Origin of the sequence: Streptococcus sp. VTCC 12886 (assembly GCF_049893425.1) — a bacterium.
In the GTDB taxonomy this organism is placed as follows: Bacteria; Bacillota; Bacilli; order Lactobacillales; family Streptococcaceae; genus Streptococcus; species Streptococcus suis_AA.
Window position 1 is genome coordinate 1 of the sequence record NZ_JBMVJB010000042.1, and the last position, 17,416, is coordinate 17,416.

The 17,416-nt window shown below is 42.4% G+C and carries 17 protein-coding genes and 4 pseudogenes; 4 read left to right on the forward strand and 17 right to left on the reverse strand.

What is annotated here, in order from left to right:
- The 9 genes and pseudogenes from ACPC57_RS10360 to ACPC57_RS10400 form a co-directional block, all read right to left on the reverse strand.
- Positions 1-86 (reverse strand): annotated as a pseudogene (locus ACPC57_RS10360) (IS6 family transposase); the annotation flags it as partial.
- A 160-nt stretch (positions 87-246) separates the two neighbouring features.
- Positions 247-2,454: a heavy metal translocating P-type ATPase gene (locus tag ACPC57_RS10365; protein WP_434066915.1), complete on the reverse strand. Its 2,208-nt coding sequence runs from the start codon at positions 2,452-2,454 to the stop codon at positions 247-249.
- A gap of 138 nt (positions 2,455-2,592) precedes the next feature.
- Entirely contained in the window at positions 2,593-2,799 is a 207-nt protein-coding gene (gene tcrZ, locus ACPC57_RS10370; RefSeq protein WP_002294571.1) for a copper chaperone TcrZ, read from the reverse strand.
- An 80-nt stretch (positions 2,800-2,879) separates the two neighbouring features.
- Positions 2,880-4,865 (reverse strand): copper-translocating P-type ATPase, encoded by a 1,986-nt coding sequence (locus tag ACPC57_RS10375; protein WP_434066916.1) that lies wholly within the window; start codon positions 4,863-4,865, stop codon positions 2,880-2,882.
- A 113-nt stretch (positions 4,866-4,978) separates the two neighbouring features.
- A complete protein-coding gene (locus ACPC57_RS10380; protein WP_434066920.1) occupies positions 4,979-5,095 on the reverse strand; it encodes a cation transporter in 117 nt (38 codons plus the stop codon).
- Between the two features lie 105 nt (positions 5,096-5,200).
- Positions 5,201-5,307: pseudogene (locus ACPC57_RS10385) on the reverse strand (cation transporter); the annotation flags it as partial.
- A gap of 42 nt (positions 5,308-5,349) precedes the next feature.
- Entirely contained in the window at positions 5,350-5,805 is a 456-nt protein-coding gene (locus ACPC57_RS10390; RefSeq protein WP_313176559.1) for a CopY/TcrY family copper transport repressor, read from the reverse strand.
- A gap of 289 nt (positions 5,806-6,094) precedes the next feature.
- On the reverse strand, positions 6,095-6,316 hold the full coding sequence (locus ACPC57_RS10395) for a replication initiator protein A (protein ID WP_434066917.1): 222 nt from the start codon (positions 6,314-6,316) through the stop codon (positions 6,095-6,097).
- Between the two features lies 1 nt (position 6,317).
- The gene (locus tag ACPC57_RS10400; protein ID WP_434065699.1) at positions 6,318-6,509 is read right to left on the reverse strand and encodes a hypothetical protein; all 192 of its coding nucleotides are present in this window, start codon (positions 6,507-6,509) and stop codon (positions 6,318-6,320) included.
- A gap of 192 nt (positions 6,510-6,701) precedes the next feature.
- Between ACPC57_RS10400 and ACPC57_RS10405 the strand changes: the two genes are divergently transcribed.
- The 4 genes and pseudogenes from ACPC57_RS10405 (at position 6,702) to ACPC57_RS10420 (ending at position 11,020) form a co-directional block, all read left to right on the forward strand.
- Positions 6,702-7,874, forward strand: a complete 1,173-nt coding sequence (locus tag ACPC57_RS10405; RefSeq protein ID WP_434065698.1) for an NAD(P)/FAD-dependent oxidoreductase — start codon at positions 6,702-6,704, stop codon at positions 7,872-7,874.
- 63 nt (positions 7,875-7,937) lie between these two features.
- Positions 7,938-8,603, forward strand: coding sequence for a GNAT family N-acetyltransferase (locus ACPC57_RS10410; RefSeq protein ID WP_434065703.1), 666 nt, complete (start codon positions 7,938-7,940; stop codon positions 8,601-8,603).
- Between the two features lie 80 nt (positions 8,604-8,683).
- Positions 8,684-9,383, forward strand: a pseudogene (locus tag ACPC57_RS10415) (ABC transporter ATP-binding protein).
- Between the two features lie 9 nt (positions 9,384-9,392).
- Positions 9,393-11,020, forward strand: a pseudogene (locus tag ACPC57_RS10420) (hypothetical protein).
- Positions 11,021-11,056: 36 nt separating this feature from the next.
- Here the strand turns inward: ACPC57_RS10420 and ACPC57_RS10425 are convergent.
- From ACPC57_RS10425 to tsaB, 8 genes are all read right to left on the reverse strand, one after another.
- Complete coding sequence (locus ACPC57_RS10425; protein ID WP_130554973.1) at positions 11,057-12,079, reverse strand: YeiH family protein; 1,023 nt, start codon at positions 12,077-12,079, stop codon at positions 11,057-11,059.
- 9 nt (positions 12,080-12,088) lie between these two features.
- Positions 12,089-12,412: an AzlD domain-containing protein gene (locus ACPC57_RS10430; RefSeq protein WP_434066918.1), complete on the reverse strand. Its 324-nt coding sequence runs from the start codon at positions 12,410-12,412 to the stop codon at positions 12,089-12,091.
- Positions 12,399-13,100, reverse strand: coding sequence for an AzlC family ABC transporter permease (locus ACPC57_RS10435; RefSeq protein WP_130554971.1), 702 nt, complete (start codon positions 13,098-13,100; stop codon positions 12,399-12,401). The genes ACPC57_RS10430 and ACPC57_RS10435 overlap by 14 nt, the downstream gene beginning before the upstream one ends.
- Positions 13,101-13,431: 331 nt before the next feature.
- Positions 13,432-14,220 (reverse strand): ABC transporter permease subunit, encoded by a 789-nt coding sequence (locus tag ACPC57_RS10440; RefSeq protein ID WP_274504322.1) that lies wholly within the window; start codon positions 14,218-14,220, stop codon positions 13,432-13,434.
- Positions 14,217-15,050 carry an ABC transporter ATP-binding protein gene (locus ACPC57_RS10445; RefSeq protein WP_274504954.1) on the reverse strand — a complete coding sequence of 278 codons (834 nt, stop codon included), beginning with the start codon at positions 15,048-15,050 and terminating at the stop codon, positions 14,217-14,219. The genes ACPC57_RS10440 and ACPC57_RS10445 overlap by 4 nt, the downstream gene beginning before the upstream one ends.
- 19 nt (positions 15,051-15,069) lie before the next feature.
- A complete protein-coding gene (gene tsaD, locus ACPC57_RS10450) occupies positions 15,070-16,077 on the reverse strand; it encodes a tRNA (adenosine(37)-N6)-threonylcarbamoyltransferase complex transferase subunit TsaD (protein ID WP_217375197.1) in 1,008 nt (335 codons plus the stop codon).
- Positions 16,067-16,507: a ribosomal protein S18-alanine N-acetyltransferase gene (rimI, locus tag ACPC57_RS10455; protein ID WP_289647124.1), complete on the reverse strand. Its 441-nt coding sequence runs from the start codon at positions 16,505-16,507 to the stop codon at positions 16,067-16,069. The genes tsaD and rimI overlap by 11 nt, the downstream gene beginning before the upstream one ends.
- A complete protein-coding gene (gene tsaB / locus ACPC57_RS10460; protein ID WP_434066919.1) occupies positions 16,504-17,187 on the reverse strand; it encodes a tRNA (adenosine(37)-N6)-threonylcarbamoyltransferase complex dimerization subunit type 1 TsaB in 684 nt (227 codons plus the stop codon). The genes rimI and tsaB overlap by 4 nt, the downstream gene beginning before the upstream one ends.
- Positions 17,188-17,416: the final 229 nt, after the last annotated feature.

Below are 17,416 nucleotides of genomic sequence, written 5' to 3' on the forward strand. Positions count from 1 at the left end.
CGATAGCTAAGGTTATAACGAAGATAGTAGCCCACGGCTACAATAATCACATCCTGCTGAAATTGCTTTCCTTTAAAATGATTCATCGTCATTCCTCCTGCTATCTTTTTCTATTATTCTACCTTATTTGATAGTAGATTTAAAACTTTGCAACAGAACCATTTTTCTTATACAGCATACTGGCTAGTCTGACCCGATTTTGGAAGGGGTCAAACCAGCCAGTGCTTTTTTCGTTCCTGCTTCGTTTTATTTAGGGTCTAATTTCAATGTCATAGCATTGATCGCAACGATAACAGTGGAGAGGGACATGAGGACGGCACCGACTGCTGGACTTAATGTTATGCCAATTGGTGCTAGTATTCCTGCAGCTATTGGGATCGCGATAAAGTTATACCCTGCTCCCCATACCAAGTTTTGTTTCATTTTACGTGTCGTATTGTTTGCTAACTCGATAAAGGATTCAATATCCCCTGGATCAGACTGAGTAAGAATAATATCCGCAGAATCCAAAGCTACTTGCGTTCCAGCTCCGATTGCAATACCTACGTCTGCCAAGGCAAGGGAAGGTGCGTCATTGACCCCGTCTCCTACCATGATAACCGTCTTGTTTTGGTTTTTCATGGACTCGACCAGCTTGTACTTATCTTCCGGAGATTGATTGGCTTGGTATTGAATACCTAGAACTTCTGCAACTCCTTGTGCAGCTTCCTCGTTATCACCAGTAGCCATGAGTGGTTCAATTCCGTATTTTTTCAGCACCTCGATCAAGTTTCTGCTGGTTTCTTTCAGTTCATCTCCCAATGCGACAGCGCCGATTGCTTCATTATTTTCTACAAGGATACTTAAAGTAGCGCCTTTCGGAATATCCATACGCAATGCTTTTCCGTATGCCTTTTGGCTGATTAATTGATAGTGGTGGCCGTTCGCCTCCCCTTCTATTCCTGCTCCCGAAACGATTTCAATGGAGTCAAAGGAAACTGACTTAATGCCTTTCGCTTCAGCGTGGTTCACAATCGATTGGGCAATCGGGTGACTGGAGCCTGCCTCTATACCCGCCAACAAGCTTGTAATTTCTTCTTCAGAATATTTATCACTCAAAACAGTGACGTCCAACACTTTAAATTCACCAGTTGTTAAAGTACCTGTTTTATCCAATACCATAACATCCGCTTTAGTAGTTAATTCCAAAGCTTCTCTATTTTTAACCAGTAATCCTCGGCTTGCACCCAAACTAGTACTACGTGATACTACCAAGGGAATAGCAAGACCCAAAGCATGTGGGCAGGCAATAACTAACGCAGTCACAGTAAAGATAACGGCTGTAGGTAAATCTGCAATGATCATCCAGGCTACTAGAGCGATTAAAGCTACTACAACGGCAATGTAGAACAACCAGCTAGCTACTTTGTGAGCCACATTCTCTGCTCGAGATGGTTGGCTTTGAGCTTGACTGATTAATGTCTGAACCTGAGAAATGAAGGACTTATCGCCCGTCTGCTTTATTTCCACATAGAGGACTCCGCCACCATTGGTTGATCCACCGATGACCTCATCTCCGGGTTTTTTTTCAATTGGTTTCGATTCCCCAGTCACAAGCGCTTCGTTTACACGGGATTCTCCGCGGATAATGATACCATCAGCTGGAACATTTTCTCCTGCTTGAACACGGATAACATCTCCAATCTGAAGTTCAGACACAGGACGAGTCTCAATCGAATCGTCTTCTAAAACAACATGAGCATCTTTCGGCACCAACTCAGCCAATGCTTTTTGCGCGTCCCCTGCTTCACCCAATGCCTTCATTTCAATCCAGTGTCCTAATAACATGATTAAAATTAACGTTGTAAACTCAAAGAAGAAGTCCATGACATGTTCTCCGGTCACATATCGAGCGGCCACTGCGTAAACACTATAGGCATAAGAAACCGTTATTCCCAAAGTAATCAAGGACATCATGCCCGGAGCTTTTGAATTAAACTCATCTTTCGCACCCATGTAGAATGGTTTTCCGCCATAAATGTATAGAATTGTTGCCAATACAGCTGCTACAACGTCTGCATAAGGAAAGATAATTTGGAAAGGCAACTGAATATCCATCAAAGGCGTAATGAGTAAGATTGCAATTCCTAATGGGAGTGACTTCAAGAAAATCTCCTTAAAGCTACCGTGATGGTGGTGGGCATGCCCTCCCATTGCGCCATGATCCATTTCACTGTGATCCATCGCACTATGATTCATCTTGCTGTGATCCATCTGACTATGTTCCATTTCATTATGGTCGTGTTTTGAGTGATCCATATTGCTGTGATCCATCTTACTGTGATCCATCTTACTATGATCCATCTTGCTGTGATCCATCTGACTATGATCCATTTCATTATGGTCGTGTTTTGAGTGATCCATGTCGCCGTGATTATGATGACTATGTGACGAATGTTTTTTGTTATTCCTCATTTTTAATTCCTCCTTATTATATTAGAGACTGATTTTAAAGTTTTAGAACTTTCTCATCGAACACTGCATATAATTCTCACGAAAAGGGTTCTATACTTTATCTCTAGCTACTATCTATGAATAAATGGTATTCGTACTTTATGCACTTAATACTGAATAGTTAGTTTCTGCTAAAGCAGCATTGAGCGTTTCGGTATCAATCTCTGTTTGACTTTCAAGTACTGCTTTTTTAGTCGCTAAATCAACCTCTACAGATTCAACCCCTTCAATAGCTGAAAATCTTTCTTGCACCGTGTTCGCACAACCTGCACATTTTACGCCATCTAATAAGACTTCTTTTTTCATTATTTTATTCCCCCTTTTTTTATCTTCTCCTATTATATAGAATAGGAAGAAGTTTAAATCCCAGATAAGCTACGTGTTTTCTAAACAACTGCTGGTTTGAATCGTCTTAACCGTAAAGCATTGAGCAAGACCGATACGGAACTGAAACTCATGGCGACTGCCGCAAACATTGGACTCATCAATGGTCCGCCAAAAATATACAAGAGACCCATCGCAACTGGAATACCTATAAGGTTGTAAGCAAAAGCCCAGAACAAGTTTTGTTTAATGTTTCGTAGCGTTGCATGACTTAAATCAATCGCAGTCAATACAGCGGTTAAATCATTACGCATAAGGACAATATCAGCCGATTCAATCGCCACGTCTGTACCTGATCCAACTGCAATACCGACATCTGCTTGAGCTAATGCGGGTGCATCGTTAATGCCGTCCCCAACCATCGCTACCTTCTTGCCTGTTTCTTGTAGTTTTTTGACTTCTTCTGCTTTATCTTCAGGTAATACTTCACTTAATACATGGTCAATACCCACCTGCTTAGCAATCGCTTTGGCTGTACGTTTGTTATCTCCAGTAATCATGATTACTTCAACACCGCGTCTTCTAAGTTCTTTAACAGCCTTCATACTATTTTCTTTTAATGTATCCGCTACTGCGATAATTCCAGCTAGTTCTCCATCAACAGAGAGATACATCGGTGTTTTTCCTTCGTCTGCTAAACGATCGGATTCTTTTTCCATGCTTGATAAATCAATCTTTTGCTCTAGCATCAGTTTACGGTTTCCAATGTACATATCTTTGCCCTCAATTTCAACTCGAATCCCGTGTCCAGTAATCGCTTCAAAATGATCTGGCTTAGCTAATGTCATGTTCTCTTCTTTTGATTTCTGTACGATGGCTTCGCCTAATGGGTGTTCAGAACCTGTTTCACCGGAAGCTGCATAATATAAAAGATTTTCTTTAGTAATAAGAGGAGTGACCAAAATATCCGTCACGATAGGTTTACCTTCTGTCAGTGTCCCTGTTTTATCAAATACAATCGTGTCTAAATTATGAGTGGTTTCTAACGCCTCACCACTTTTTATCAAGACACCATGTTCTGCCCCTTTTCCGGTTCCAACCATAATACTTGTTGGAGTCGCCAAACCTAAGGCACATGGACAAGCAATGACAAGGGTTGTTATGATAACGGATAAAACAAATATTCCAGATTGACCTGCAATTAACCAAGCAATCCCTGCTAAAACGGCTAATGCTATAACAATCGGTACGAAATATCTGGTAATGATATCGGCCATTCGAGCAATGGGTGCTTTAGACCCTTGAGCATCTTCTACTAATTTTATGATTTGAGATAGAGTTGTATCACTTCCCACTCGAGTCGCGCGGTAATCAATGGAACCATTTTTATTGATACTAGCCCCAATAACCTCGTCTCCACTTTCCTTTTCCACGGGGATACTTTCTCCTGTCAGCATTGATTCATCGACTGAAGTGCGTCCCTCAACAACAACACCATCTACAGGCATACTTTCTCCCGGACGAACTCGAATAACATCTCCTAAAGCGACTTCGTCCACAGTAATCTCTTGTTCCACACCATTACGTATCACTCGAGCTGTTTTAGGAACCAAGTTGACTAATTTTTCAATCGCTGAGGACATTTGCCCCTTTGATCGCTCTTCTAAAAATAACCCTAACGTATGAAGAGTTAAGATAACTCCAGTCACTTCATAGTAAAGTAAATCTGAAAAGTTGCCGTAACCTAAGCCAGCCCCGATCGTCGCTGCCAGACTGTATACAAAAGCGGCCGCGGTACCAAGGGCAATCAGGGAATCCATATTTGGGTGACCTTTAAATAAAGTTTTAAATCCCTTCTGGAAATATTCCCAGCTTACTACCATTATCGGCAAAGTCAGAAAAAGTTGTAAAAGAGAAAAATTAAATGCATTTATCATTGGGTCAACGATATTTGGTAGAGGCATACCTACCATTGGACCCATAGATATAATTAATACAGGGATTGTAAATATAATGGATATCCCAAAACGATTTGAAAGTTGCTTCATTCTTTTTTCTCACGCTTCTCTGCTCGTGAATTATCTTGAGTATCCGTAGTCTCTAATACGGCTGCATAACCACTATTGGATACAGCACCAGTCACATCAGATACTGAAATTGCTTACGGTTTATAGGAAACTTGCATTTTTTCTGTCGCTAAATTGACGGAAGCTTTATTTACGCCCGACAACTTTCCGACGGCTTTTTCAATTGTCTGTGCACAGGATGCGCAGGTCATCCCTTCAATTGCAAAGGTTTGCGTCTTTCCCTCTTGGGCAATCAGTTCATACCCTGAATCATCCAACGCTTTTTGTAGATTTTCTACCGAAAAAGTTGGTTCATTGTATTCTATACTCAACTTTTCTGTTGCTAGGTTCATGGAAGCCTGTGTGACCCCACGTACTTTTTTGCCGCTTTTTCTACTGTCTGCGCACAAGACGCACAGGTCATACCTTCTATGGCAAACTATTTATTCTCCAATTTTTTCGCTCCTTATTCTCCATGATGATGTAAATGGCAATCGCATTGCCCTTCTGTACACTGACAATCCACTTCTTCTACTGCGAAAGCTTTTTTCATCTCTAATATTTCTTCTAGTCGCTGGATATCATCGAAGCTTAAGACATGATTTTCAATGATACTCCCTACTGCATTCCCGACATTCTTTCGACAAATACGGTTGAAAATATCGTCTGTATACTTTCCTAAGGCTTCTTTCTCTTCAATATTGGCAGTATAAATAAATTTTCTACCTTCTTTCTCTGTATTTAGTACGCCTTTTTCAACCAGTCGACCTAAGAGCGTTTTGATAGTGGCTTGTTTCCAGTCCATTTTTTCTTTCAATATGGAGATGACTTCTTTACTAGTCACTCGACCATTCGCCCAGACTACACGCATAACTTCCCATTCAGTATCTGTGATATGAGGGCTAACTACTATTGTACTCATTCTCTTTTCCTCCTTATTGTCTACATATGTAAACGTAAATGTTTGAGATAAGTTTACTATTGTAAACCATTCTTGTCAAGTCTTTTTTTAAATAAATGTAACCAGCTTGTTTTTTAAATAAATATAACCAACTATTATTGCCTTTGTTTTCCTATCTTTACCCAATACTAATTATAAGGTTACCATTGATTTACTTTTATTGATTTTAGAATTCCTTATTTTTAAAATTATATTTTCTAAATATGATAAACACTATTGAGCAATTTAATTGTTTATCGTATTTAGGAAATCAAGAATTGAGAAAAAGCGGAAAAATAGAAAAAAACCTATACAGACGGAACCAATTATTTTTAAAAGACAAACTTAATCTATCTTTTAATACTGCATAGAAGACTTTGGCATCTAATCTCATCTCTTTGTAAAGATCACTCTCAAAAAGTATTTTAGGCAATGCATAGAATCTTTCTGAAGTTTGATATTCATCGGCACTTATTAAATTAATATTTTCCATATTATTTTGCCTCAGCTACTTTTAACATCATCCCACCTGATTCGGGAAATTTAATTAAATTGAATTGCTCAAGCTCTTTGAGAGACTCTTCGACTTTGGAACGTGACCAACCAGTATCTTTCATCAAAGAAACAATAACCATGTTTCTTGACTGTCTTTGTTTAGCACGTGTGTTTTTATAGCTTGATGTCATAAAATAATTTCCTTTCGGGTAGTAAAAAGTAAACAAAAAGAGAACGATTTCTCGTTCTATTAAATTTATTTAGTATTTTTCTTATTTCTCAAAACTCTAGACACTTACAGGAGGACCGCTAAGAAGGGATGTGCACTTTTCTACAAAGAGAAGACCGACACCAAAGCTCGCGTTTTGTGGTACAATAAAGGCATGAATACAGTAGATACCATTATTATCGGAGGAGGGCCAGCAGGCATGATGGCTGCGATTTCTTCCAGCTTCTACGGCAAGAAGACCCTACTCCTCGAAAAAAACAAGCGTTTGGGCAAGAAACTGTCTGGCACAGGTGGCGGACGTTGCAATGTGACAAACAACGGCACACTGGAAGACCTAATGGCTGGTATTCCTGGAAATGGCCGATTTCTATACAGCGTCTTCTCCCAATTTAACAACCACGATATCATGAATTTCTTTCAGGAAAATGGGGTCAAGCTCAAAGTGGAGGACCACGGCCGTGTCTTTCCAACCACCGACCGCTCCCAGACCATTATCAAGTGCCTGGAGATGAAGATGCTGGAAAACGGCGTGGACATCCGCACAGGTACGGAGGCGGTTTCCGTCCGCAAGATTGACGACCTCTTCCATGTCAAGACTAGCGAGGAAACCTTTACCGCTCCTCAGCTGATTGTCACCACTGGCGGTAAGACTTATCCTTCCACCGGCTCGACTGGCTTTGGTCACGACATTTCCCGCCACTTCAAGCTAGAAGTCACAGAGATTGAGGCTGCAGAAAGTCCTGTTCTGACTGACTTCCCCCACAAGAAGCTCCAAGGCATTTCCCTGGACGACGTCACCCTGACCTACGGTAAGCACGTCATCACCCACGACCTGCTCTTCACCCACTTTGGTCTGTCGGGACCCGCTGCTCTTCGCTTGTCCAGTTTTGTCAAAGGCGGCGAAACCGCATTTCTCGATGCTCTGCCGACCCATTCTGAACAGGACTTGTTTGAACATTTAGAAATCAATAGGGAAAAATCCGTCAAGAATGCACTTGGTGAACTCATGCCAGACCGCCTAGCAGACTTTTTCGCTGAAAACTATGATAGCAAGGTCAAACAAGTTTCCCAAAAAGACCTGGCTGACCTGGTTACCCTCCTAAAAGCCTTACCTATCAAGATTACAGGCAAGATGTCCCTAGCCAAGTCTTTTGTGACCAAGGGTGGCGTTGACCTCAAGGAAATCAATCCAAAAACCTTAGAAAGCAAGAAAGTCCCTGGCCTCCACTTTGCAGGCGAGGTCTTGGACATCAATGCCCACACAGGTGGCTTTAACATTACCTACTGTCTAGCAACTGGCTGGGTGGCAGGAAGTTTGCATTATTAGAAATCACCCTTAAAGCTCAACCTAAAAGGAGAGGATATGCCTATTAATTCATTTAATCAAGAAATCGGCGTACCAATACCCCATCATCAAGCTGGTAGCCTTCCTACTATTGATGTTCTCCAAGGAAAAACCGTTCGATTGGAAAAACTCAGACCAGATCACGCCGATGCAATTTATCAATTCTATGGTCCTACTGCCAAGCAAGCTGATTGGACCTATTTGTCTATTGATTCCTTTAAAGACTATACAAGTTTTCAAACATATTTCCAACACATGTTGGACTCAGTCGATCCTTATTATCTTGCTATCATTGACCAATCTACCAATCAGGCTATTGGAACTTTTGCACTGATGCGCATAGATTCTAAAAATCGTGTCATTGAAGTGGGATGGGTCCTCTTTTCTCCAAAACTCCAAAAAACACGACAAGCAACGGAGGCTCACTACTTGCTTATGTCCTATATTTTTGAGAACCTAGGCTATCGCAGATATGAATGGAAGTGTGATCATTTAAATGGTCCATCACGCCGGGCAGCACTACGATTGGGCTTTACCTATGAAGGCACATTTCGACAAGCTTCGGTCTATAAGGAAAGGAATCGTGATACGGATTGGTTTTCTATATTAGACAAAGAATGGGACTCCCGTAAACAGCGACTAGAAAGCTGGTTAGAGGATGCCAATTTTGACAAGAATGGCCAACAAAAACAATCCCTATCAACTTTCTAAATTCAAGCAAAAATCTGCTTGAATTTTTTGCTTATCGTTGTATTGTAGAACTATAACAATATGACAAAAGGAGATTGACTATGCAACTGAAACTATCTTCTGTTTCCAAGAAATTCGACCACAAGATTATTCTGGATTAGGCTTCTTTTACCTTTGAAAAAGGGAAGATTTATGGTTTGCTGGGGCAAAATAGTGCTGGTAAGACGACCTTGTTCAACTGTATTGCTCGCAATCTGACCTTGGACAGTGGCAATATTCAGTTTGTAGAGGGCGAGGAAGTCCTTGACTACGATAATACGGACATCGGCTTTACCCAGACCTATCCGCAGCTACCTGCCTTTATGACCGCCTATGAGTTTGTGCGTTTCTATATGGATATCCACAAGGACAAACTCAAAGATGCACGCCGTCCTGAGGATTGGTTGCTTTTGGTGGGAATTGACTTTGAAGACCAGCACCGTCTGCTCAAGGACTTTTCCCACGGTATGCAGAACAAGGTCCAGTTGCTCCTGTCTTTGATTGTCCAGCCGCCTGTCCTGCTCTTAGATGAGCCACTGACTTCCTTTGATCCTGCGGCTGCCCACGAAGTTCAAGCAACTGATTCGAGAGACTAAAAAAGATTCCGTAATCATCTTTTCTACCCACATTTTACAACTGGCTCAAGACCTCTGCGACGAAATTGTCCTCCTGCATCATCAGGAATTACAGGCTGTTCCGAGTGACAAACTACACGACCCTGATTTTGAACAGGAAGTGGTTGCCCTCTTGACAGCAGACTAGGAGGGTCTTATGAAAACCATTCTACGTTATTTTTGGTATCAGGAAAAGTACAACCTCCATCGGACCGTCAATGGATTTTTCTACTACCTGCGGAAACTGCCACTTGTTGGAAAGAGCATTCCAGAGAGTATTTTCAAGTCTTACAGTTTTAAGTCTGCTCTCTTTCTGTTCCTCCATATCTTCTCTATTCCCAGTCGCTTTCTTGTCAAGGGTTTATGGCTGGCCTTGAATTTCTACTTTGCTTCCTTTTGGATCAATCTCCTCTCTGGCGGGGAATTAAATTTTTGGAATGTTCTTCCAGGAACTTGACTTTTGGGCTTTTCTCTATGGTTGGTCTTTGTTGGCTATGCCTTTCGGTTTGGCAAGGGATTTGAGCCTTTTATCGCCAAGTCCGAGCGGGAATTCATGCGAAATTTTGGGCTTTCTCAATCTAGTTTTCTCCAAAGTCAGCTCTTTATAGAGCCAGCCTATTATCACCAGTCTGGCCTACCTGCCTGCCTTGCTCATCTTTTCTAGTCTTGCTGGAAATTGGCTCTATCTACCTCTAGGATTGCTGACTATCCCATCAGGAAGCCTTACTGGTCATGCTCTCAATCGAGCACTATTCAACAGAGGTATTTTAGCACCTCGAAACTCTTGGCAATCTTGGGTCATCTTTGGAACTGGTTTAGTAGCAATTGCCTGTCTTATCCTTTTCCGCAATCATCTGCTACCAATCTTTTTACTGCCTGTGCTTGTCTGTCAAGTCTTGCTGATTTGGTTTAATTATAAGTATTTAAAACAACAAACCAATCATGTAGACTACCTCCAGTACTGCATGGACGAGTCCTTAAAAATGGATAGGAAACTTTTTGAAATAACCAAGGGTAACGAGTATACTCGCCAAGGTCTACAAATGCAGAAAAAATTAAATTTAAAAGGTAGCAAAGACCTATCCTACCTATCTGGCATGACCTACCTAAACGCTCTGCTATTTGACCGCTACAAAAAAGTCCTCTATAAGAAGGTGCGGAACTGGGTTCTGTCGCTCGTGGTAATTCTGGTCGCTCTGGAGGCCCTCCGCTATTATCTGGGGCCTTTTGAACTGACCGATACCATCCTCCTGCGGTTCCTGCCCTTCTCCTTTATGAATTATGTATATCGCTTCGTCGGGCAAGGTGGTCGTTCAAATGGTCTTTGTCAACTGTGATATTTCCATGCTTCACTATCCTTTTTATCGCGAGGCTAAGACCATTATCGCTGGTTTTAACTACCGCTTTTGGCAGATCTGCAAGCTCAATCTCATCTTTGCCTGCAGCCTCTTTCTGACTATCATGGTGCTGGGGCGGTTTGCCTTCAGCATGGAAACCATTCTTCTGACTGCTCTGCTCCTCATCAGTCTAACAGCCCTCTTTTCCTTCCATGATCTCTTTATCTACTATATTCTCCAACCCTTTACCAAGGATATGGACGTCAGCAATCCCCTCTATAAGTTTCTCAGTTGGGCTCTTTACTGGGTGGCCTACCTCAATAGCAAGCTTGATTTAGGCAGTCACTTGTACATCCTACTCATTTCGCTGGCCATGATTGCCTATGTCTGTATCGGTTACTGGATTTTATTGAAAAAAGCTCCGCAGACTTTCCACTTGAAATTATAAAAAAGCAGCCTCTCGCAAGAGAAGGCTGTTTTGCTGTTACCATATACCCAAAATCGCCTGCCAAACCAGTGTCAACAGGGTCACTCCCATCCAACAAGCAAGTCCGACCAGAAGAGCAACTCTGCCATTTTTTACCAAGGCCAACACATTAGTCCGCAAGCCAATGGCTGTCATGGCCATGCAAATGAGGAACTTGGACAGGCTTTTAAGTGGAGTAAAAACTGCTGTTCCCACTCCAAAATGACCTGCGATTGTTGTCACCAGACTGGCTAGGATAAAATACAAAATAAAAGTCGGAAAACCTGTCAGGAGGGACTTCTTGTCTGCCTTGAGACCCTTTCCTCGGCTTTGCCAAATTGCTAAAACCGTTGTAATAGGAATTATGGCTAAAGTTCGTGTTAACTTAACCGTCACTGCTATATCCAAGGTCTGACTACCCAATCCGTAAAGGCTGTCCCAGGTGGCTGCTGTTGCGGTGACCGACGAGGTATCATTGACCGCTGTTCCTGCGAACATTCCAAAGGCCTGACCCGAATCGGTCGAAAACCCAAGCCAGGTTGCCAAAGTCGGAAACACCAAGGCCGCAAAGACATTAAAAAGAAAGATGACGGAGATTGCTTGTGCTACATCCTCATCATCCGCCTTAATAATGGGAGCTGTCGCCGCAATGGCAGAGCCGCCACAAATAGAGGTCCCTACGCCAATCAAGGTCGCCAGATGAGATGAAATCGGTAGCCATTTCCACATCAAGAAGGCCAAAAACAAAGCGAAACTGATAGTTGAAAGAATAATTGGAAGAGATTGACGTCCAACAGCCAATACCGTTGATAAGTTTAATCCAAATCCCAAACAAATCACCGCATACTGTAAAATTTTCTTGGAAGTAAAGGTTAAGCCTGACTGAAATGCATTTTTACTTGAAAAATAGGGATACAGACTCATCCCGATTAGAAGGGAGAAGACTGGTCCACCCACAAGGGGAAACAATTGACCTAACCACTGACCCACCAAAGCCAAAAGGACACAAAGTCCAACACCTTTGGCATTTTCCTTTACCATAAAACCCTCCTAAAATATCAAACGTAACGCCGCGGTTGTAACAACGCCAACCAAAACTGCTAAAAGTATATTTTTTGTCTTCAAGACTACAAAAAATGTCGGAAGAATAGCTAGACTTTCTACCAGGAGAAAACTTGGCAAGGAGCCAACTTTCTCATCCATAATACTGGAAAGGGTCAATGCAAAAATGATAGTGATTGGCAAAAAGCTGAGGAATTTCACCAACTTTGGAGGAAGAGATTTATGTTGAGTCAGTACAAAAGGCAAAACACGTGGCACCCAAGTCACAAGGGCTGCCGTCAGAATAATCAACAATATATTAGTCTTTACCATCTAACCATACCCCCACAAAACAACCAATTAAGGTTGCTAATAAGACTGCTACATAGGACGATACAAGGCTGGCTAATAAGACATAGGTCAAAAAAACAGCCATAAGAATCAAACCAACTTTCCTCATAGAGATAGTCCGAGCCATCGCCACTAGTTGCCCTGAGAAAATCCCGACGAACATAGCGACCAAGGCAAAGTCCAACCCAAACTGCTCGGGATTTGGAATAAGACCACCAATCAGATTGCCTAGAGTCGTAAATGTAACCCAAGAAGCGTAGCCAGCAAGGTTGTTACCGTACATCCAGCTTGGTGCAATCTGCTTGTCTTCAATGTGTTTCCGCAAGAGAACCGCATAGGACTCATCCGTCACAAATGATCCTATCAAAATATTGGACCCTAGACGATTCCCTTGAAAGATGGTTGTCGCATGTAAACACATCAGAAAATTACGCAGATTAACGAAAAATACGGTCACTGCGATTGAAAGGAGTGGTGCTCCTGCTAAGATCATGGCGCAGATAACAAACTGAGCACTTCCAGCATAAACAAAAAGACTCATTAAGCCCATTTCGACAGCTGAAATTCCTGAATTGACCGATACAACCCCGCAAGCTAAACCAATACTAGCATAGCCTAAAGCAGTGGGGATAGCATCACGCAAGCCCTCACGAAAAGCATGTTCCTTCATTCCATATCTCCTTCCCTCTGATGACAAATCGAGAATTTATTCTCCCATTTTCTCACACTGCAACTTGATTTTCAAGTTTTCTTTTATATCCGAGTATAAAACCTCACTTGGAACAGGGCTAATGATCTATTTCAATAGATACCAAAAAAACTCCGAATAGAGCAATTGGAGTTTCATCATGCATTTCAAAATATAGTCGAATGAATTAGCTTTCAGACAAGGAATTGAGGTGCAGGCATTACTAGAGTACGGCAAGCCGAAAGTGACGATGTATCAAAGCTAATTCAAATGACTATAATTATTGTGATCACGTATTTTAGCGCTACTGCCACTAAGCTCCAAGGTCCTTTCTATCTAATACAAGAACCGATAGAAGCAAAGAAACAATGATAACCGCACAAGCTTTTACAAGAAAGAAGGTATCAAAGGTAGTATGGCTAAAAACATCTGCACCATTCGCGTAATAATAGGGCGTGATGAATTTCAAAAATTCTACTTTAGAAATAATCCGAACAATCATATCTATACTATATAAAATAAGTACGAGCCCCATTGCTAAACCAATTTGCTTTTTAGAACTAATGGCTGAAAGGAGGAAAGAAATACTGGCCAGTTCCAGCTGCATTAATAAAACCAACAAATGGTAGATGAAAAAAGAATGAAAAGAAACATCTCCCCCCAGCTGCCAAATCCCCAGACCATTCCAACAAGAAATAATACTATTGAAAATCAGAAGTTGTAAAACAACGCTGAGGTATTTCCACAATAAAATAGTTGAACGCTTATATGGCAAGGTGTATAAAAACTCACTTGTATGCCCTTCTTCCTCCTTAGAAAGGCTCGTAACTCCAAGCATAGAAGCAAACATTCCAGATCCGAGACCAAACATCAGGCCAATTTCCGTAGCATAATAGCCCTCTAGAGTGGCTATGCTAATCTTATCCATACCCAATGCTTTTGTAACATCTCCCATATTTGCATACAAATCAGCAACTCCTGTTAATTGATTCTCAACACTCTGATAGAGCCCGATAGAACCATAACAGATAAAACCAAGTACCAGGGTCCATATAAGGAGTGTCTTTCGATTTTGTCTTAACTCATGCAACAGAATAATCATTTCTCCACCTCCTCATAATAATGGAGAAACAGATCTTCAAGAGAAGGCTCTTCTACTAAAAAATCTGTCGGCGCCAGGTCTACCAAGTGATTCAATAAGTCTTCACTTGTCCCATCGTAACGGAATTGTTTTTCTTGACCATCTTTCCAAATGGTTACATTCTTCGTTTGGCTACGCGTCAGATGGTCAACTGTATCAACTACCAAAAGCTTTCCTTCTTTAATGATTGCAGCACGGTCACAATAATTTTTAACTTCTGATAAGTTATGAGACGATAGGAAACAAGTTGCCCCATTCAAGCAAACTTCCTTGATCAGCGTAAAGAAACGCTCCTGCATCAAAGGATCCAAACCAGAGGTCGGCTCGTCTAATAGCAACAATCTTGGTTTATGTTGGAGTGCACATACAATACTGACTTTTTTACGATTCCCAAGAGATAGATCTTTGATCTTTTTATCCAAGGGAACCTCTAAAAATTCACAAATACGATCCGCTTCTGTTTGGCAATCTATTTTTCTAGCTTTCGCAGCCAAGCGGATAACATCTCTAACTTTCATGTCAGGATAAAAATGTGCCTCAGATGGAAGATAGCCAATATGGGCTAATGCTTCTGTTAAGCTTGAATAAGCACCTCCCAATAATACAATATCTCCGCTTGTTTTAGAAACTAAGCCAAGAATACAACGAATAACTGTTGACTTCCCAGCCCCATTTGCTCCTAAAAAACCAAAAATCTCTCCTTGGTGAACAGAAAGATTGAGATTACTAACTGCTTGATGGCTTCCATAGTATTTATTTAGATTAGTAATCGTAATGACGTCAGATTTCATAAGAACCTTCTTCATCCACTTATTTTTGCGGAAAAGCTAAGCTTGGCTTGGCATTCAAATCCCAACCAGCAATATTTTCTTTGTTATATTCACTAACGGCTGCCAAGGCAATCATACCTGCATTGTCACCGCAGAGGCGAAGCGGGGGAATGATAACCTCCACATCGGTAATTTCAGCAGCCAACCGCTCTCGTAAGCCCTGATTAGCTGCCACACCGCCCGCCACGACCAAGGTCTTAACAGGGTATTTTTCCAAGGCCTTCTTGGTCTTAGCCATAAGAATATCTAAGACACAGGCTTGAAATGAGGCTGACAGGTCCACATTGGATATAGTTTCACCTTTCTGCCGGGCATTGTGGTAGAGGTTGATAAAGGCGGATTTGAGTCCAGAAAAAGAAAACTCCAGATTATCTTCTTTTATCATAGCACGAGGGAAATCATAAATGTCTTGCCCCTCATGAGCCAATTCATCAATAATCCGACCAGCTGGATAGGGCAGACCCATGACCCGCCCCACCTTATCATAGGCCTCTCCGACCGCATCATCTCGCGTTTCACCGACAATCTTATAGTCGCCCGCCTCTGACACATAGACCAACTCCGTGTGCCCACCGCTGACCAAAAGTGCCAAGAGGGGAAATTCTAATTCCTTGACCGCCCGTGCCGCCATCAAATGCCCTGCCATGTGATTGACAGGAATGAGCGGCAAGCCATTAGCCCAAGCAAACGCCTTGGCTGCTGAAATCCCCACTAACAAGGCACCGACCAAGCCAGGCCCATAGGTCACCGCCACAGCCGTCAAGTCCTCTGCCGTCACCTCCGCCTCCAACAAGGCCTCCTCGATACAGGCCGTAATCACTTCCACATGGTGACGGCTGGCCACCTCAGGCACCACCCCACCAAACCGCTGGTGGCTGGCAATCTGGCTTGCAATGACATTGGACAAAAGCTCCGCATCATTTCGCAAAACAGCTACCGAGGTCTCGTCACAGGAGGTCTCAATCGCTAAAATCAATCTATCTTTCATCACGTTCTCTCTTCATCATCACCGCGTCCTCGACAGGGTGGCGGTAGTAGTCTTTTCGTTTTCCTATTTTGGTAAAATGCTGGCGTGTATAGAGGGCCCGAGCTGCTCTGTTAGATTCCCTCACTTCGAGGAAGATGTCCCCCTCCCAGTCCATCACAGCAGCCATCAATTGACTGGCGATTCCCAACCTCTGAAAATCAGCCCTGACAGCAATCTGCAAGATTTCCATCTCATCCAGCACCGTCTGAACAGCCAAAAATCCGACCAACTCCTGACCCTCATAGGCTAGATAATAGTCCTCATCCTGACTAGCCATACTGGAGGCAATCTGTTCCAGAGTCCATGGAGATTGCTCATAGACCGACTGCATAACTGCCAAAATAGACTCTGCCAGATTTTCCTGACCATCGTAGTGTTTAATCTCTATCATACACGTTTGATATAACTTTCTGAGCCAGCTTTGTTGTCCTTGAGCCAGTTGTCCTCTGCCTCTACTCGCTTGAGATAGTTGGGCTCAAAGCTGGTGACATCTACTGCTGGCAAGTCTTGACCAATCACCGCCAATTGATAGGCAGACGGCAGACTGGCTTGATACTGAGCAGTTGGCAGAGCTTGCTCGATTTGCCCGATAAAGTTTTCTACTTCTCCGACAAAGGTAATATTTTCCTTGCCAGCCAGGCTAGAAAGCAAGTCTTCAAAAGACCAGTAGCATTCTGCCTCGACTGCTCTGCCATTTTCATAGACACCTGCATAGACACAGTTACGGCGGGCATCAATGAGAGGCACCACCAGACCCGTCAGGCTAGGAGGAACCAGAGACTGAAGACTGGATACCCCCACCAAGTCAATCTTGAGGGTGTAGGCCAAGGTCTTGGCAGTCGCCACCGCCACCCGCAGACCCGTGTAGGAGCCCGGGCCTTGAGCGACCACAATCCGATCCAAGTCTTTCGGTGTCCAGCCCACCTGTGCTACCAAAAAATCGACCACAGGCATGAGGCTGATGCTATGATTTTTCTTGACAGCCAGCAGGGTTTCTGCCTGCAAACGACCGTCCTCCACCAAGGCAACCGAAAGAGCCTGATTGGAGCTGTCTAAAGCTAGTATTTTCATAAATTTCTCTTTCCTTACGTCAATCGGTTTGCTTTTATTACTGCGACGATAGTGCTACTACTAAAAGCAAACTGAAAAACTTTTCAATGCTACTCTCTATTGTAAGCTATATTGAAGTTTTTTTCAAATAATGGAAAAGACTGGGTATGATTTGTACTGACCCCAAAAAGTTAGACAAAAAATATTAGTGAAAGGATTTAGTTCTGTACTGAACAGGACTAAGTCCTTT

Bases quoted from the DNA above. Each gene is read 5' to 3' on its own strand.
- ACPC57_RS10365 (WP_434066915.1), bottom strand. From the start codon at position 2,454: ATGAGGAATAACAAAAAACATTCGTCACATAGTCATCATAATCACGGC.
- tcrZ (WP_002294571.1), bottom strand. From the start codon at position 2,799: ATGAAAAAAGAAGTCTTATTAGATGGCGTAAAATGTGCAGGTTGTGCG.
- ACPC57_RS10375 (WP_434066916.1), bottom strand. From the start codon at position 4,865: ATGAAGCAACTTTCAAATCGTTTTGGGATATCCATTATATTTACAATC.
- ACPC57_RS10380 (WP_434066920.1), bottom strand. From the start codon at position 5,095: ATGACCTGCGCATCCTGTGCACAGACAATTGAAAAAGCCGTCGGAAAG.
- ACPC57_RS10390 (WP_313176559.1), bottom strand. From the start codon at position 5,805: ATGAGTACAATAGTAGTTAGCCCTCATATCACAGATACTGAATGGGAA.
- ACPC57_RS10395 (WP_434066917.1), bottom strand. From the start codon at position 6,316: ATGGAAAATATTAATTTAATAAGTGCCGATGAATATCAAACTTCAGAA.
- ACPC57_RS10400 (WP_434065699.1), bottom strand. From the start codon at position 6,509: ATGACATCAAGCTATAAAAACACACGTGCTAAACAAAGACAGTCAAGA.
- ACPC57_RS10405 (WP_434065698.1), top strand. From the start codon at position 6,702: ATGAATACAGTAGATACCATTATTATCGGAGGAGGGCCAGCAGGCATG.
- ACPC57_RS10425 (WP_130554973.1), bottom strand. From the start codon at position 12,079: ATGGTAAAGGAAAATGCCAAAGGTGTTGGACTTTGTGTCCTTTTGGCT.
- ACPC57_RS10430 (WP_434066918.1), bottom strand. From the start codon at position 12,412: ATGGTAAAGACTAATATATTGTTGATTATTCTGACGGCAGCCCTTGTG.
- ACPC57_RS10435 (WP_130554971.1), bottom strand. From the start codon at position 13,100: ATGAAGGAACATGCTTTTCGTGAGGGCTTGCGTGATGCTATCCCCACT.
- ACPC57_RS10440 (WP_274504322.1), bottom strand. From the start codon at position 14,220: ATGATTATTCTGTTGCATGAGTTAAGACAAAATCGAAAGACACTCCTT.
- ACPC57_RS10445 (WP_274504954.1), bottom strand. From the start codon at position 15,050: ATGAAATCTGACGTCATTACGATTACTAATCTAAATAAATACTATGGA.
- tsaD (WP_217375197.1), bottom strand. From the start codon at position 16,077: ATGAAAGATAGATTGATTTTAGCGATTGAGACCTCCTGTGACGAGACC.
- rimI (WP_289647124.1), bottom strand. From the start codon at position 16,507: ATGATAGAGATTAAACACTACGATGGTCAGGAAAATCTGGCAGAGTCT.
- tsaB (WP_434066919.1), bottom strand. From the start codon at position 17,187: ATGAAAATACTAGCTTTAGACAGCTCCAATCAGGCTCTTTCGGTTGCC.